Source organism: Larkinella humicola (genome assembly GCF_008727875.1).
Lineage (GTDB): Bacteria > Bacteroidota > Bacteroidia > Cytophagales > Spirosomataceae > Larkinella > Larkinella humicola.
In genome coordinates this window covers 145,436-161,538 of record NZ_VTWS01000007.1, presented here as the reverse complement: position 1 = coordinate 161,538, position 16,103 = coordinate 145,436, and the positions used below count along the sequence as shown (strand labels likewise).

General features: G+C 54.6%; 8 protein-coding genes. All 8 read right to left on the bottom strand.

Going from position 1 to position 16,103, the window contains the following annotated elements; all coding sequences use genetic code 11:
* Window positions 1-303: 303 nt before the first annotated feature.
* The 8 genes from F0P93_RS24695 to F0P93_RS24660 all read right to left on the bottom strand — a co-directional run bounded on the left by F0P93_RS24695 (window position 304) and on the right by F0P93_RS24660 (window position 16,092).
* On the bottom strand, window positions 304-2,586 hold the full coding sequence (locus tag F0P93_RS24695) for an FAD-dependent oxidoreductase (protein ID WP_150880410.1): 2,283 nt from the start codon (window positions 2,584-2,586) through the stop codon (window positions 304-306).
* Complete coding sequence (locus F0P93_RS24690; RefSeq protein ID WP_150880409.1) at window positions 2,561-4,603, bottom strand: glycoside hydrolase family 2 protein; 2,043 nt, start codon at window positions 4,601-4,603, stop codon at window positions 2,561-2,563. Before F0P93_RS24690 ends, F0P93_RS24695 begins: the two co-directional genes overlap by 26 nt.
* Window positions 4,604-4,611: 8 nt before the next feature.
* Window positions 4,612-6,339 carry a sodium:solute symporter family protein gene (locus F0P93_RS24685; RefSeq protein ID WP_150880408.1) on the bottom strand — a complete coding sequence of 576 codons (1,728 nt, stop codon included), beginning with the start codon at window positions 6,337-6,339 and terminating at the stop codon, window positions 4,612-4,614.
* A gap of 124 nt (window positions 6,340-6,463) precedes the next feature.
* On the bottom strand, window positions 6,464-8,971 hold the full coding sequence (locus tag F0P93_RS24680; protein ID WP_150880407.1) for a glycoside hydrolase family protein: 2,508 nt from the start codon (window positions 8,969-8,971) through the stop codon (window positions 6,464-6,466).
* 111 nt (window positions 8,972-9,082) lie between these two features.
* Entirely contained in the window at window positions 9,083-11,404 is a 2,322-nt protein-coding gene (locus F0P93_RS24675; RefSeq protein ID WP_150880406.1) for a discoidin domain-containing protein, read from the bottom strand.
* A gap of 103 nt (window positions 11,405-11,507) precedes the next feature.
* Window positions 11,508-13,310 carry an FAD-dependent oxidoreductase gene (locus tag F0P93_RS24670; protein ID WP_150880405.1) on the bottom strand — a complete coding sequence of 601 codons (1,803 nt, stop codon included), beginning with the start codon at window positions 13,308-13,310 and terminating at the stop codon, window positions 11,508-11,510.
* Between the two features lie 35 nt (window positions 13,311-13,345).
* Entirely contained in the window at window positions 13,346-14,467 is a 1,122-nt protein-coding gene (locus F0P93_RS24665; RefSeq protein WP_150880404.1) for a hypothetical protein, read from the bottom strand.
* A gap of 149 nt (window positions 14,468-14,616) precedes the next feature.
* Complete coding sequence (locus tag F0P93_RS24660) at window positions 14,617-16,092, bottom strand: RagB/SusD family nutrient uptake outer membrane protein (protein WP_150880403.1); 1,476 nt, start codon at window positions 16,090-16,092, stop codon at window positions 14,617-14,619.
* Between the last annotated feature and the right edge of the window lie 11 nt (window positions 16,093-16,103).

Sequence of the window (16,103 nt, the reverse complement as noted above, 5' to 3'; positions counted from 1 at the left end):
CAACAAACCGGTTGATAAAGGCACCAGGCGGTCGTTTTACCATGATCAGACCAACTCGATAATCATGATATCTACTCTGAAATACAGTGCTTTACAAAAAAGAAGAGTGGCAGCCTATCGGTACTTGTCAACCAGGAAGCCAAAATCGATGATGGAGAAGCTGCACCATATACTGGATATAACGCTAGATAGGCTTTATTAGTTACGAAAACAAATTATTTCTTTTGGCTGATTTATAAAGAGTTATTCCCGAACCGACTAATCCGATTCGGGAATAACCCGGGAATTGGGAAAGTTCGAATGCTATTCGGCGTAACACCGCACCTCCAGTAAAGCCGCCGGAACCGGCCCATTCATGGTTTTCAGGTGAATGGTCAGGCTGCGGGTTTCGACGGGCTGCTCAAACCGGATCGTATTGCGGGTTTGGTGATTGTCGCTTTCCTGAAAAATACGCTCGTTGCGATCATTACAGAGGATGTATTGACGAACACAAAACGGGACTTCCGTCTCCGGATGCGTCATAATCACGGTTTCGAGCGGGTGGTCGAAGTCGCCGTCGAAGAACAGTTCCACTCGGCCGATGCGCTGGAGTGAAGGCCAGCTTAAAGTAACCGTCGGATTCGGATCGTTGGGGGCCGCTACGTAGGCATTGGGTTGATTCGTCGGCCGCTGAATCCCGTTGCGCAGATTTTCGACGCCAAAAAGCGCAATACCGGAATCGATTTTCAAGGCAATATTCTGGCCTTTGGGTCTCCGTTCGGGCGTCCAGAACTCAAACGCATCCACGCCGATGTCCTCCGTCGGTTCCTGTTTGCCAAAGTTGGAAACAGCCGCATTGATTTTGTTGAAAACCGACAGGATACCCGTCACGCGCAACGCACTGTATTGCAGCCGGATGTGTTCATTTTTCTGGAAAGTTATGAACACATACCCCGGTTCTTCCAGGACGTATTCAAAATTCAGATCCAGTTTCTGTTTGCCTTTTGGCAGCGAAAGGGTCAGGGTTTGAAGGGTCACGTCCGGCGTGTGATTGTCGGGTTTGCTGCTGCGACGCAGTTCAACCGTCAGGGTTGTGGCCTGGTCGGCACTGACCCAAACCGTCACACCGGGAACCGGCCCGGCAGGCAACGGCAGCATCTGAGCGGCTGAGGCCGTTAGCGGCACCAGAGGTCCGTCGGCTGGCAACTCGTTCAAAATCAGTTCGCTGGATGCCGAGAGGGTGGCTTTTCGGGTTAAATCGTTGTCGTCATGGAGTACTAAACCCGGAATATGCTGACCGGTTTTCAGCAGTTCCTGTTGCAGTTCCCGCATTCGGGCCGGTTCGGTCAGGTCGCGGGGCAGCAGACCGTCGCGGGCACACAAGGCTGCGGCCATGCCAACGGCCTGTCCGCCGTGCGCACTCGTTCCCATCACCCGTGAGGAAGCAAAAGCGACATGCGACGCACTGATGATCCGTCCGGCAATGAACAGGTTTTTGATGTTCCGGCTGTAAAAAGAGCGGTACGGAAGCTGGTAAAGCCCCTTGCTGTGCCACTGGTTGCAACCCGGTTTTTCGGAAAAAACGCCATCGGCGGGGTGGAGGTCCAGCGACCAGCCACCGAATGCCACGGCGTCGGGATGCGTTCGCTGTTCGACCACATCCTGTTGTTTCAACATGTAATCGCCTTCAAACCGGCGGCTTTCGCGCTTGCCGGGAATCTGCCCGACCCACTCGAGGGTCATCGTTTCGGCTTCGGGAAACTGCCCGGAATTCTTGATGTGATTCCAGACGCCGTAGACCACTTTCCAGAGTTCCCACTTGATGGTTTCAGTTTCGTGAACCGTATCGAGCCGTCCGCCGTATTCGATCCACCACAATTGACAACCGAATTCTTTGGTATTGAAGCGTCGGTAGCGCGGAATCTGGGTGATGTCCTGCAATGCGTAGGAAGGTGGCACGAACCGCACCGGTTTGCCGGTGTCTTTCGAGTAGAAATAGAGCGAATGCCCCAATAGTTCGCCATATTCGGCGGTGGGCGCAAATTTCTCCCCAAACTCCTCCCGCGACTCGGCGCCCATCCGGAACGCGGCCCCGGCCTGGAATGCCACCACGCCATCGCCCGAAGCATCGCAGAAAAGCGGAGCCACCAACTCATAGGCCGTGCTGTTCTGGCTGCAAAACGCCTTCAGTCCCGTAATGGTTTCGGCATCGGATTTCTCCACTTCGTAGACCGCCGTGTTCAGCAGGAGCTTGATATTCGGCTCGTTGACAACCTTTTCGAGGAGGATTGTGTCAAAAATCAGCGGATTTCCTTCCGGATTCCGGTACAGGTTTTCGAGCAGAAGCTCGTCAATAAAACCGCCTTCGCGCGCCCAGCGGTTGTTATTGCCCATGTGCGAGGTGGCTCCCAGAACCCAGAGCCGGACTTCGCTGGAAGCGTTGCCGCCCAGGACGGGCCGGTCTTGCACCAGCACCACCTGGATGCCCGCCCGGGCCGCCGTAATGGCACAACAGGTACCGGAAAGCCCTCCGCCTACCACCACCAAATCAGCCTCGTACCGAACGGTTTTCGGACTTCGTTTATCGGTTGCTTGTTCGCGTATCATTCGTCAGATCAATCGTTTGCGTAAGAATTGAAAAGCCCGTCGGTTTCATAACCTCAACGGTCATTGTTTTATCGAAACCGGTAACCGGAAGTGTAAAATCAGTGGTTTGCCCCGGTTGTAAATCGGGAATTAGTTGGGTTGTTGTACCGGTTTTCAGGCGGTATTGTTTCAGGGCATACGCCGGGAAATCGGGCCGGGCCGTTAGCCGGATCGTGAGGGCATGGGTGCCTTCGGGGCCGGGTTTCCAGCTAATTTTTTCAATTGTCAACGGCGCCATGCCGGTCCGGTGAGTCGTATACAACGGCCGTTTCGAGCGATCGTGCCGGACGAGTCCCCAGGGCCGGGTGCCGTCGGGATTGGTGCCGTCGTGGCGGCTGAGGTAATCGTTGAAGGACCACCAGGAGGCACCGATCACGTAGGGCAGTGGCCGGACATCGCTCAGGAACTTTTCAAGGTGTGTCACCTGTCCCGCTTCGCCGGTGTTGCCATCGGCCCGGGTGCCGTATTCACTGATAAAAATCGGTTTGTCGGGATACAGCGAGTGGATGTGTTTCAGGATGTTGGCATGGTTGCCGTACGTATTGGTCGAGATGAAATCGCAGTACTGGCTGGCTTCGTCTTCCGGTTTTTTAGGCAGAATGTTCAGCCGCATCGACGCGAAGGTGTACAGCCGGGTTGGATCGAGTTCGCGGGCGTAGGCAATCATGTCTTTGGTCCAGCGCTGCCCGGCGGGTTGCTCCGACAGGTATTCATTCCCCACGCTGTAGGCGATGACGCTGGGGTGATTCCAGTCGCGCTCGGCCATCTCACGAAACTGCTGCCGGAACTTGGTACGGATGGTATCGTTGTCCATCAAGCGGGGCGTAATCTGCCAGTTGCCGGCTTCGGTGATGATCAGCATCCCGTTGCGGTCGGCCCAGTCGTAGACGGTTTCGGAGGGCGTGTAGTGCGTCAGGCGGTGGAGTTCCATGCCCGCTTCCTTCATCAGCCGCAGGTCTTTTTCAATGAGCCAATCCGGTTCCAATGACCCCAAAGCCGGGTAATCGACCACGCGGTTTCCGCCCGCTACTTTGATCGGCTGGCCGTTCAGCAGCAGTTGGGCATTGCGAACCTCTACTTTACGAATGCCAAAGTGCGTTCGGACGGTGTCGGTTCCGGCGATGACCTGAACGTCGTATAAGGTCGGCTGGTCGATGCTCCAGAGTTTCACGTCGGCGGTTTTGAGCGCGGTTTCGGCTTCCAGCACCACGGTTTGATTCGCAGCAGGACCAGCTTGCTGTTTCCAGTTGAGCGGGATCACTTTCCCGGCCTGCTCGACCCGAAACGTCAGTTTGGGCGCATTCGTTTGGCCGGTGGTGTTGCGAATCCGGGTTTTGATCTTCAGCGTGGCGGTTCCTTTCGCCAGATCGGGCATCGCTTCGATTTTTACATTTTCGACATAAACGGCCGGTTCGACGGTCAGGTAAACCGGACGGATCAAGCCGCCGTAGTTGACCCAGCCCGGAAACGGGTCGTTCGGTTCGTTGTTGTCTTTCGACCCGGGAATGGTGCCGACCTTCCAGGTGTTGTTATCGACCGAAACCGCAATGGTATTAGCACCTGCTTTCAGTAAATCCGTTACATCAAAGTGAAAGGGCGTATAACCGCCTTCATGCGTGCCGACTTTTTGCCCGTTGAGCCAGACGACGGTTTCATAATACGCGGCATCGAAGTGGAGCAACACGCGTTTACCGGTAGTCGGTTGCCACGGAAACGTCCGGCGATACCAAGCCGTACCGGTATAAAACTGGTAGCGCGGATCGACCGAAAAACAATGCGGCACCGTCACCTTATTCCAGCGGTTGAGCGGGGCTTCTTCGCGGTACCATTTTCCGGTTTCGCCGACGTCATTCGGGTCCATCGCAAACACCCATTCGCCGTTTAGCGGAATGGCTTTCGGGTCGCGAATGCTGTATTGTCCGAACGAAACCGTAGCGAACTGGAGTACTAAAAATAGAATGATCAGAGGGTATCTCATGTGAGGAATCAATGTGTTTTGATGATTTTCTCCGGTTGTTGAAGCCCTGAAGGGATTTGAACCCGACGGGACGCCAGCCACGGAATAAAGGAACCGGCCAGAACTACCCCGGAAATGACCGCCGTGATGCCGGCCCCCTGCGTCGTCAGGAAACTCAGTCCGAACAACATAACGGCAGTGAAAACAAGCGAGACGCCAATCACCCGCAATCCAAAGCGGTTTTGTTTCTTCACTTCAATCGCTTCTTCTTCACTGACGGCTTCGGCCGCATCGATCCGTTTTTGTTTGTCAGCCGCGCGATAGGTCAGGTATTCGTCAGCGACTTTTTCGCGGGAACGAGCCCAGAGTTCATAGGCCAGTAAGAGCAACAGCGGTAAGCCGACGCCAATAATCGTTTCCGCTCCGCGTGTTAGTTTGAAATCCAGCAGCCAGGGCGAAACCGCTTTAAAAAACAGGTTGACTGTCAGACCAATACCGGTCACCCAAAGCGTCGCTTTTCCGGTCAGGCGTTTGGAAAACAACGCCCAGAGGGGAGGAGCCAGCAGCGGACCGCCCGAAATGGACGAAATGCTCAGGACCACTTCCACAATGCCGCCAGCCGCCGGAACCATCAGCGCAATGATGATCATACCGATACCGAAAAACCACGAAGACCCGCGAGCCACCCGCATCAGTTGTTTGTCCGACGCTTTCGGGTTGATCAACCCTTTGTAGATGTCGTTGGTGAAAACCGCCGAAACCACGTTCAAGGCCGTGTTCGCACTCGCTGAGGTCGAAAAGTACATCCCCGTCAGCATCAGCCCCAGGAGACCCGGTGGCAACACGAGCTTGCAGATCATCAGGTAGGCGTTTTCGGTATCCAGACCGGTCAGCGAAGGGTTGATGGCTTTGTAGATCATCGGCGGCAACATCCAGATGACCGGACTGACGAGGTATAAACCGGCAAACAGAAACGCCACTTTCCGGGCCGATTTCGGACTGTCGACGCTGGTATACCGCTGCACGAACGTCCAGTTGCCACCAATGTAACAGATGTGGTAAATCACAAAAGCCGCCACGAATCCGAAGGTGTATTCGCCGTTCAGGAGGTTGAAAAAATCGTCGGGAACGGCATTCGTAAAACCGGCGAAACCGCCCACTTTGTCGAGCGAAAGCGGTAACAGAATGAACACGGCGGCTGACAACACCACAAATTGCAGAATATCGGTCACCATCACCGCCCAGAGTCCGCCGACGGCGGTGTAAGCAATCATGAAAATTCCCAGACCGATGGTGCAGGGGACCAGCGGCAGGTTCAGCGACGAACTGACCAGTTTGGCTACCGGATACAGCACCGATCCTTTGATAAAAACCGATACGAGGGTGAAAATGAAAATGTACACTTTCTGGACCGTCAGCCCCAGCCGTTCACGGATGAACTCGGCGGCTGTCAACGCCCCGGCGGCTTTCCAGCGGGGCGCGAGGTACAAACCGGTGATCAAAGCCCCGATGCACATGGTCCACTGAATCGTGATGGCGACCCAGCCGTGTTTGTAGGCGATGGAACCCCAGGCGACGAACGTTCCGGCGGAGAAAAAGCTCATGAACAGCGACAGGCCGCCAATGAACCACGGCACGGCTTCTCCGCCAGCGAAAAACGATTTCAGATTGCGTCCGGTTCGGGCAAACAGCATCCCGATGCCCAGCACAAAAGCTGAGAAAACGAGGATGACGGCGGTATCAATGGTTGTATTCAAGATTATTAGCGTTTGTGTGTAATGGGAACACGGATGAAACGGATTGAAAGGATTTTCGCTGATTAAAATCCGTTTTGATCCGTCCAATCCGTTTCATCCGTGTTCCCATCCAACTTTTGATCAGTTAATTCTCAATCATCACCACTTCCAGCCCAAAAGGCGGCAACTTTTTCGCGACGGTTTTCTGACTTCCCGCCGTGAATTGGAAATCGGAAGGCTGGGCGCTGTTGTTCAGCAAAACCACAAATACCTTGTCGTTCCGGTCTGATTTCGCCAGAATATAATCCACCGACGCGTTATCGATCTTCACCAGCTTTTCGTCGATCAGCAAACTGGCCTTCTCGCCATTGACCATGCCCGGCGCAAAACCGTACGTCTGGTGCGGCCCCACTTTAGGCGTTACAAAACCGCGTGGAAAAACCACGTTACCTCCCGAACGCAGTTCGGCTTCGGCCAGCAAATAATCCGTCAGCCAGCCCACCTGCCACCAGGCGTGATGCGGATACGGCCCCGCGCCCCGGTTCATGGCCTGCCAGTAATACGAAGCGACACTCGTTTTGGGATCGACAAACGCATCGCGACCGATGGCTGCGGCCCGCGCCATGTCGGCAAAAATCGGTTCCTTCGTCAGCCCGTACATCCGGATGAACATCCCGGCGTGGCTGGCGAGTTGAATCGGGCCAAGCCGCGTGGCCGAGCCGAAAATACCGCCGTGTTCAAAACTCAAACCCGCCTGGCTGATTTCCCAATCTTCTTTCTGGGCGCCATTCACGGTTTTTAGTTTGTGGCTGGCAATCGGGTGCGTATAAATCGAGGTGGTGTATAACTTGGCCGACGTGATGGCGGCTGCTTTGTACCGCTCGTCCTTCGTCAGATCATACAAATCCAGAAACGCCTGGGCCGCCTGGCCGGTAGCAAAATCCGGCGCGTAGCGGGCATCCCCGCAAACGCCAAGAAAACGCCCGGTTTCGACGGCATTTTTGATGAGCCAGTCGGCTCCTTTCCGGGCTGCCGCGAGGTATTTGGGGTCTTTCAGGATGCGGTGGGCGACAATCATGCCGTAAAACGTGGGTCGAACATCCTGTACATCCTTGAAAATTTCCTGCTCCGTTTTCTTGTCGTAGGCCACCGCCCAACTGCCATCCGGTTTTTGCCAGGTCAGCAAGCGCTCGGCACCAAACCGCAGCCGCTCCTTCAACTCCTGATCGTTCGGTTCGAACAGCAGCATGTTCCCAATGTCCAGCAAGGTGTAATACGTCAGCGCAATCGGTTCAACCACCGCGCCCCACTCTTCGACAAACTTCTTGGATTTGGCCAGATAATACTGACCCTCAACGGCTCCCTTGAAAAAACCGTTGTTCGTTTCCTGCTGCACCAGCTTGAAATTTTCGGCGTAGGGCAGCACATTTTTCGTCAGCAGCGAATCGCCGGTGGCCGTTGCCAGCATCCACATCGCGCCGTAGTCGGAGTTTTTCATGGCGTCTTTGTTCGAGCCAACCACGCCCCCCAGATACGACTGCGCCCCGATTTTTTTGCCTTCAAATTCCTCCACATTCCAGAGCGACGTTTTCGGGTCGGTCAGGTAGTGGTGCATTTTCTGGATGCGGTCGGTCAGCGATTGTTTGCTTTGCCGCAACGCCAGCGATTCTTTAAACTGATAAATATCGTACACCGTATGGTTCAGTGCCTTGAACCAGTCGCCGTTGGTCAGGCTGTAGCGGAACGTGTAGCTGATGCGTTCGCCGGACTTCAAAGCCGACTTGGGTTCGCCCAGCACCGGAAAATACAGCGTCGGCGAAAGCTGGGCTTTGCGGTTCATGTGCGACAGGCCGATGTTCCAGTCGATTTGCGTGATTTTGTCGTTCGCCCACGGATCGCGGGCCAGACCAGGTTCCGGAATGACCGAGAGCGTCAAGCCGTTTTTGGTGCTGATCATCGGACTGAGCGTACTGGCACAACGTTCGCGGTAGATGACGGGCAGACTCGGAATGCCGTGCCCGTAGGCGTAGGCCAGCACAAAATTGGGCTGCATTGTATTCCCCTGAAAATACCCCGGCACCGTCGCCCACGCCAGATTGGGTTCCGAAACCGTGGCAATTGAAGGGCTTGCCAGCGAAAAATAACCGCCTTTTTTAGCGACCAGCGTTTGCTTAACCACAATGTCCTGCGGGAATTTCGGGTCCAGACTCCATTCGGTGCTGATCGTGGCCGTTTCGGTCTCCTGTCGGAAAGTCAGGCTGTTTTTACCGGCCTGTTTGCCTTCTTTCGGAAAAAAATGGGTGGCCTGTCCGGCGGTATTCAGCGAAACCGGGTTCGTGCTTTCGGCCCATTGTTTCGTCTGGTAATGGTAGTGTTCACCCGGAAACTCTTCGCCCGTGATGGTTTTGAAGGTTTGCTGGGGCAGTTCCGACGGTTTTTCGGCGGCATACAACACCGTGTTTTCGCCGGACGCCTGGGCGAACGTCTGCCATTGTTTCCCTTTTTGAGCGGCTATTTTCTGCAACCGCCAGCCCGCAGCCGTCGATTCCCACACCAACTGAACTTTCCCGTTCGACAGGCTGAGTTGCTTCGACGTCTGGGCAAAACCGGTCAGACTGAGGAATCCAAGTACAATACTAAGGCTGTATTTCATGATACTATAGAAATTCGTTTAAGACTGAGCCTGCGGGTAAGAGCAAGCGGCCTACGATTTTTGAGTTTACAACAGCCCACGGTTTTAACCGTGGGCTGTTGTTTTTGACACCTATTTAATCTTCAAAACGGCTTCTTTTTTAAACGCGCCCAATCCGTACGAAACCCGGAGAACTTCGTTTTTGCCGACCGAAATCGGGCCGCCCACCAGATCGATCACCTGTTGAAACGCGACGCCGTTCGCGCCCTGTTCGTCCAGCGTAAACCGGCTTTGCTTTCCTTTTCCATCGGTTAACATAACCGCTGCCCGTTCCGCTTTCTGAGGATCCAGGTTGAGCGGTGCCGTCAATCGAACACCGACTTTCTGGCCCGGTTTGGCTTCCTGAAGGCGGGTCGTGAAGGTCGCGTCGTAGAACTCGACGTTCGTGACATCAGCGGCCAGATACGCCAGTCCGGCAATCCAGGCGGTATTGAACGTGACCCAGCCTTCCGTGTGGCCGGGGTCGCCGGAATACGGATCGTACGGATAAACGCCTTCTTTGGGCGAACCGTCTAACACCCCGCGAACCGTCTGGAGCAGAGCGGCTCCGCCTTCCAGTTCCTTGAACCAGCCCAAATCGGCTCCTTTGAAATCGGTCAGGGCATCGTAGCAGAAGTGCCGCCCGGTCGGGTTGCGGCCGTAGACATTGTCCATCTGCGCCGTGGCCAGTTCACGCAACCGTTTCCGGGTTTTCGCATCCGTCAGCACCGACGCAGCCGCCAGGGCCGGAGCCGGAAAACCGGCGATGTTTCCGGGTTCGTTGAAACTGCCGGTCGGATTATAGGTCGGGTCGGAGGTGGCTTTGATGTCGGCAATCACCCACTTGTTGTCCGCGTATTTGCGGTAATCCCACAGGTTATCCGACCGCGAAATGATGACGTTCGCCCATGCCTGAATTTTTTCGGACAAACCTTTTGGGGCTTTTTGAGGATACTTTTTCAGAAAATACGCCAGGGCATCCATCGTGACGTACTCGTTCATCCGCTGGCCTTTGGTGGAGGTTGGGTCCTGCCAGTCGAGGTTTTTGATGAGCCAGTCGGTTTGCTGGAAGGCGGCTTTGAAATACGCGTCGGCATCCTTCCGGCCTTCGCGTTTGGCAACTTCATACAGCATCAGATTCGGCACAATCGAATGCCCCGGCGGAAACTGCCCCTTGCCGGTTCCAATCAGCGTGTAGGTCTGAAACAGGTTGGCCGAATGCTCGAGGTCGTACCAATGCCAGCGGTCTTTGTTTTCATTCCCCCAGATTTTGAAGAGGTAATCGCGGGCTTCGGCATACACTTTCTGCGGAATGTACGGACTCAGGTCGGGGTAGGCATAGACAAAATACGCCAGTTGTTCTTTCAGCAGCGTGTGATTGACCTGCCCCCGCAGATACACATCGACGGCCCAGTAAATCAGCCGGACAATCTCGGGCGTATTTTCAGGCAGTCTTTCACGTACTCCCGTATAAATTCCCTCGACGGGCATCCGCTCGGTCGAAAACGCTTCGGGATTCGCGGAATACAGCGCGATCAGCGCCGGAAGTTCAAACGAAAACTGATGGCTGTCGCGCCAGGCCACGCCCAGCGACGGGCAGTCCGCACTTTTATCCGTCGGCGAATACCCATCCGAATTTCCGTACCAGCAACGGTCGTCGATCATGAACGCCAGCGCGGGGCCGTACGAAGCCAGCTCGATGACATAGGGCGCAATATCGAACGGAAACGACGTGCCTTTTTTCTCGCCATCCACCATAATGGTATACGGTCCGGGAGTTGTCGGTTGAAACGCCGTAAAATCGCCGATGTGCCCTTTGATGGTTCCGGAGAACGGTTTTTTGCCCTCCGAATCCACGACGGAAAACGCCGTGCCTTCAGCAGCCAGCGGGGCCGTAAACCGCTTGGGAGCTTTCAAATTATAGCCAATCTGATTGACAAAAACCGGTTGCGGATCGTAGGCATAGACTTCAAATTCAGGAAAACCGGTGGCCTGTTTGGCGGAATACTCCACCCGGATTTGATCGGTCGTCACCGGCTCGAAAGCAATCAGGGCTTTGTCGGGCTGGAGATTGTTGAACACCTCTTTCCAGGCTCCGCCGGTTGAAACCCGAATTCGGACTTTGTCTTTTCCGCGAAACCCGCGCAGCAACACCCGGTCGATGGCATACGGTTTTCCCAGATTCACTTCAAAATGATTGACAGGAGCCGCTGGTGAGGTATACCAAACCGTCGCGTCGTTGCCATCGACCAACTGCTGAAACGGGTTGTCGGCAATCACCGGATACCCCGAAACCGCTTTTCCTTTGGCCAGATTGACCAACTGGGCGTGGACTGCATCGCGATGCAAAAGCAGCACCGCTGTCAGGGTGATCATGCGCAGGCAAACCGGGATGTTGGGCAACGTTGAAGGCATGTTGAAAAAAGTATAAGATTTGACGTTTAAGGTTTAACCAGGGAAGGGGCACATCTCGAATTTAAAGACATGCATCAAACCTTTAACGTCAAACGACAATAAGTTAAGGTTTGACCGCCGTGGGTTCGTCTTTGATAATCGCCATGAATTCCGGCAGGTGTTCCTGGTAAACGCCACGCGGTGTCGTGTTGTATTTCTTGGCCACATAAGCCGCAAAACCGACGACTTCGCCCATCATGCCGCAGGTCCGCATCACGCGGGTGCTGCCAAACGCGACGTGCGTGGTGCTGATGTTCCGGCCAGCCATGAACAGATTCGTGATGTTTTTGGAATACAAACAGCGGTAGGGAATCGTATACGGCGCGACTTTGATGTGCTTGGTTCCCGCAAAAAACTCCTGACCTTCAAAGTATTTGCTGTTTTTGGCGTCCGGGAAATGCAAATCGATCGTCCAGGTGGCGGTGACGGTGCCGTCCGGGTGTTGTTTGCCGTCCTGAATGTCCATCTGGGTCAGAATGTGGTCGCCCAGCAGCCGCCGGGATTCGCGTTTGCCGCCGATATAGGCTACCCAGGCCAGCTCGCGCTTGCCGTATTTGGCTTTTTTGTTGTTCTTCAGATACGACCAGTTGCCGTACACCGCCCGCAAGTTGTGATCGCGGATTTTTTCAGCATCGGTGATGGTGTTGAGATTCCCGAAACCGGTTTCCCACTGCCAGTCGGCCCGGGCTTCGTCGATGTGGTATTCGTCCGAAAAGGGAAGTGCCCAGGGCGTTTCGGGGAACGACGAAACCGTGTCCCGCTCCAGTGACGCCCACAAATTCGAGGTGCCGAGCGTAAAATTATCCGCTTTTTCAGCCGCCAGCGACTCGCCGGTTTCGGCTTTGCTTTCCCGGCCAAACCGGTAGTCGGCGCCGGCCAGATAGCCCAGCGTGCCATCGCCGGTGCAGTCGGAGAAATACGTTCCCGTAAACCGGACTTCCTTATTGGTGGCAATGTCCCGCCCGATCACGGCAGCTACGGTACTGCCTTTTTTCTCAATTTTATAAACGTGGGTATTCAGATACAAGGTGATGTTTCGTTCGGCTTTGATGATGTCCGTTTTCCGGGCATCGCCGTATTCCAGCCCGTCGGGATGGCCGTTCCCCGGATCTCCATTGTCCATTTCCCGGACAATCCGGCCCAGTTTCGGGTAATGGTTTTTATCGACATCACCCCGCAAATGCACCCGAACTTCGGAACTGTTGTTGCCGCCCAAGACCGGGCGATCCTGAATCAGCGCAACTTTCAATCCCATCCGCGACGCCGAAATGGCCGCGCAGGTTCCGGCAATGCCACCGCCGACGACGACTAAATCGAAATTCCCGGCTTCGGTGGGTTTGCCGGTCAGGTTCAGTAATTTGTTCCGAAAAGTGGTCAGTTCCTCCGGTTTGTCCGACGGCGTAAACTTGGGCGCGTTGGTGAACAGAATGGCATCGCAGCGTCCGTTGAAACCGGTCAGGTCGTGGATTGCCAGTTTTACCTGATCACTTTTCACGTCAACTTCGCCCCCCGCATACCATTTCCAGGCATCCGAACCGCTTTCGCCAAAGACGGTTTTCAGCGGTTTCCCATCCACGACAACCTGAAATTTTCCCGGCCCTTTCGGGAACGGTGCCCAGTCTTTGGTGCGAACCCAAACCTGGTATTTGCCGGTTTTGGGGAAATGAACCGTGGTGGCGGCATCCTTCACCGGACGACCCATGCCGTGGGCCATAAGGTAGGAGGAGCCCATGACCACAAACGATTGCTGGTCGATGACCCAGCCGCCTTTGTTCTCAAACGATTCCGTTTCAACGAAGACGTGGTCTTGGGCAACGAGTTGCAGAGAGACCAGGAGGAAGAAAAAGGTTCGGAAAAGGATTTTCATATCGTTTATCAATTGTATGAATGAATGGGAAGGGTTTAGGGATTTCGTTTTTTAAAAGCCGTCATCTTGGCCAGAACATCCCGGTTTTTGGGATGAAAAGCCGTCAGGACGCGGTAAATTTCGGTTGAATAATCGGGATGCGGATTTGTCAGATGAGCGGCCAGATTTTGCAGCGCTTTTTCCGGTAATTTCGGCTGGTCGGCCAGCAGTTTCAACAGCAAAGCAAACTGCTCAGGATTGGTTTTGACCAAATCCTTCGCCGTCATTTCGGCCAAGGGCGCGCGGAACGGGATTTTTGCCAGTTTTTTCAGGATCACGAGTTGCAAAGGGTAAGGAGCAGTTCGGTACGTTTCCCACAACCAGACCTGGCGGCTCGGGTCGAAAAAATACGGATCACCGATTTTCTGCAATGCATACCGCGCCGTGAAAACGTTCTTCCCGCGAATGATCCGGAGAACATCCCCGCTGAACGGTTCCGCCAGCTTTCCGGTTTTGTCGATCACCCGCTCCATCGCCCAATATTGGTAAAAATGATTGCTGCCGGTCAGAAACCGGTGTAGCAACGGCTCACTTTTGTAGTTCTCCGTAATTTTCAGCATTTCATCGACCACCGAACCGTGGGCGATGTGCCAGAGGGTATAGCAGGTATAAACCGCCCCGTCGATCACCTCGTTCTTGACGGTTTTCAGGGTCGCCCCGGCTTTGGCATCCACCGAATCGGCCAGGTTTTCGGTGCCTTTTCCGACCAGATCGGCCATCGCAATGTCTTTGAGCAGGGAATTTGGACGGCTCAGAATGTCCTGCAACTTGTCGTAGTCCTCCTGTTTGAATTCCCGGTGGTCCATTTTGGTCAGCACCTCACCCGGCGGAAAATCGAACCGGGTGTAGTTGCCCAGCAGGTCCCAGTAAAAATTAATATACACCGGTTTGCACTCGCCCGTGAGGCAAACCGGTGTGAAAATATTCCGGAAGAAATACGACGGCTGGTCGTTTTCGTCCAAGGCCAGTTTCAGCGTGTAGGTCGTGGTGTCGTTTTCGGTGATGGTAAATTCCCGCACGTTTGCCGGCTTCGGCAGCGCTGCCGAAGCAACGTTCGAAAATCGAAAAAGCGGCAGAGAGACCACCAATAGTGAAAATAAACCCCGTAGTTGGTTCATGTAAGTCGTTTAATTTTATGGTGAGGCTGTTTAGCGTACACCATTTCATTTCTTCGCTTTTTGCCCCCAACCCCCTAAAGGGGGCTTAAACATCCAGATGGCGGAAGCCCCCTTCAGGGGGTTGGGGGCAACAAACGTATACCGATCCACTATTTCCAATCCGGATTCTGCTCCAGTTTCGGATTGGCGTTCAGTTCATCCTGCGGAATCGGGAAGTATTTGTTCTTCGCCGTGACGTTCCGAACCGGATACACCGGGTTGACCGCCTTCGGAATCACCGTCAGGAATTTACCGGTGCGGGTGAGGTCATACCAGCGGTCGCCTTCGGCAAAAAACTCCCACGCCCGTTCCTGCAAAACCGCTTCGATGAACGCATCCTTGCTCAAACCCGTCGCCAGATCCGCCAGACCCGCGCGCTTCCGAACGGTGTTGATGTAACCATAGGCAGCAGGCGTTGCGCCGTTCAGCCGGGCTTCGGCTTCGGCAGCAATCAGGTACATGTCAGCCAGCCGGAAAATGGGAATGTTCGGAATCAGGTTCTGCGTGGAAACCGGGTCCTGGTATTTCTTGATCAGAACGCCTTCGGTTGTGATCGGCGTAACGCTACGCTGCGGAATGATTTTGCCGCTTTTGTCCACGTACGTCGTGTCGAGCAATTGTCGGCGTTTGTCCTGGGGCGAAAAGGAATTGTAAAACTTCTGGTACGCGAACATCGACCCGAACGTCGTCCGGCCGTATTCCGGTCCGCTACTGGCAGCCGGGCCACACAAGCCCGTCATCTGGTGCGACCGGCCCGGCGAAATCGGATCGACTTCGTAGGCCCACATGTTTTCGATGCGGGCGGCATCCTCCTGATCGTATTTGTAAACATTGCGCACATCCGGCATCAGGGAATATTTTCCCGACGTGATGACGGCCTGTGCTTTTTCGAGGGCTTTGGCCCATTCTTCGTTATACAAAGCCGCCTTGGCGTAAAGTGCATTGACCACTTCCTTGGCCGGGCGACCTTTGTCTACGGCTGGATAGGAGGGCAAGCCGGCGGCAAAGGCCAGGTCCAGATCGGCATAAATCTGCTTGTAAACCTCCGCTTTCGGACTTTTGCCAACAATGGCGTCGGCTTCCGAATAACTGGGCGAGGTTTTGATGGGGACGTCGCCGAAGTTTTTGGTAAGCATCCAAAGGTAGAACGCCCGCAGGAAATAAGCCTCGCCAATGATTTGTTTTTTGCGGGTTTCGTCCATTACCGCATCCGGCACCTTGGCAATGATCCAGTTGGCTTTTTCAATGCCGTCGTAGCCGGATATCCAGATTTGTTGGGGTGATTCGTTAGTCCGGGAATTGCTTTTCTGGGTGGTGTAATTGACGTCGTAGGTGAAGAGGGTCAGCGTGTTCCGGCCCACCACACCCCGTGGATACGTCTGGTCATCGCTGAAATCCGCAATCAGGGTTCCGGCTGGGCCGCTGTACATATCCGCGAAGGGATCGTATGCTGCCACCAGACCTTTCTCAGCGTCGGCAGCGGTTTTGTAAAACGCTTCGGTATAGATGGACGAATAAATCGTTTCGTCCAGTTCGCAGCCCGTCAAACAGAGGGCGGCTAGTATCGGGATGACTATCTTTTTCATAGTTTCATTCA

Bases quoted from the DNA above. Each gene is read 5' to 3' on its own strand.
- F0P93_RS24695 (WP_150880410.1), bottom strand. From the start codon at position 2,586: ATGATACGCGAACAAGCAACCGATAAACGAAGTCCGAAAACCGTTCGG.
- F0P93_RS24690 (WP_150880409.1), bottom strand. From the start codon at position 4,603: ATGAGATACCCTCTGATCATTCTATTTTTAGTACTCCAGTTCGCTACG.
- F0P93_RS24680 (WP_150880407.1), bottom strand. From the start codon at position 8,971: ATGAAATACAGCCTTAGTATTGTACTTGGATTCCTCAGTCTGACCGGT.
- F0P93_RS24675 (WP_150880406.1), bottom strand. From the start codon at position 11,404: ATGCCTTCAACGTTGCCCAACATCCCGGTTTGCCTGCGCATGATCACC.
- F0P93_RS24670 (WP_150880405.1), bottom strand. From the start codon at position 13,310: ATGAAAATCCTTTTCCGAACCTTTTTCTTCCTCCTGGTCTCTCTGCAA.
- F0P93_RS24665 (WP_150880404.1), bottom strand. From the start codon at position 14,467: ATGAACCAACTACGGGGTTTATTTTCACTATTGGTGGTCTCTCTGCCG.
- F0P93_RS24660 (WP_150880403.1), bottom strand. From the start codon at position 16,092: ATGAAAAAGATAGTCATCCCGATACTAGCCGCCCTCTGTTTGACGGGC.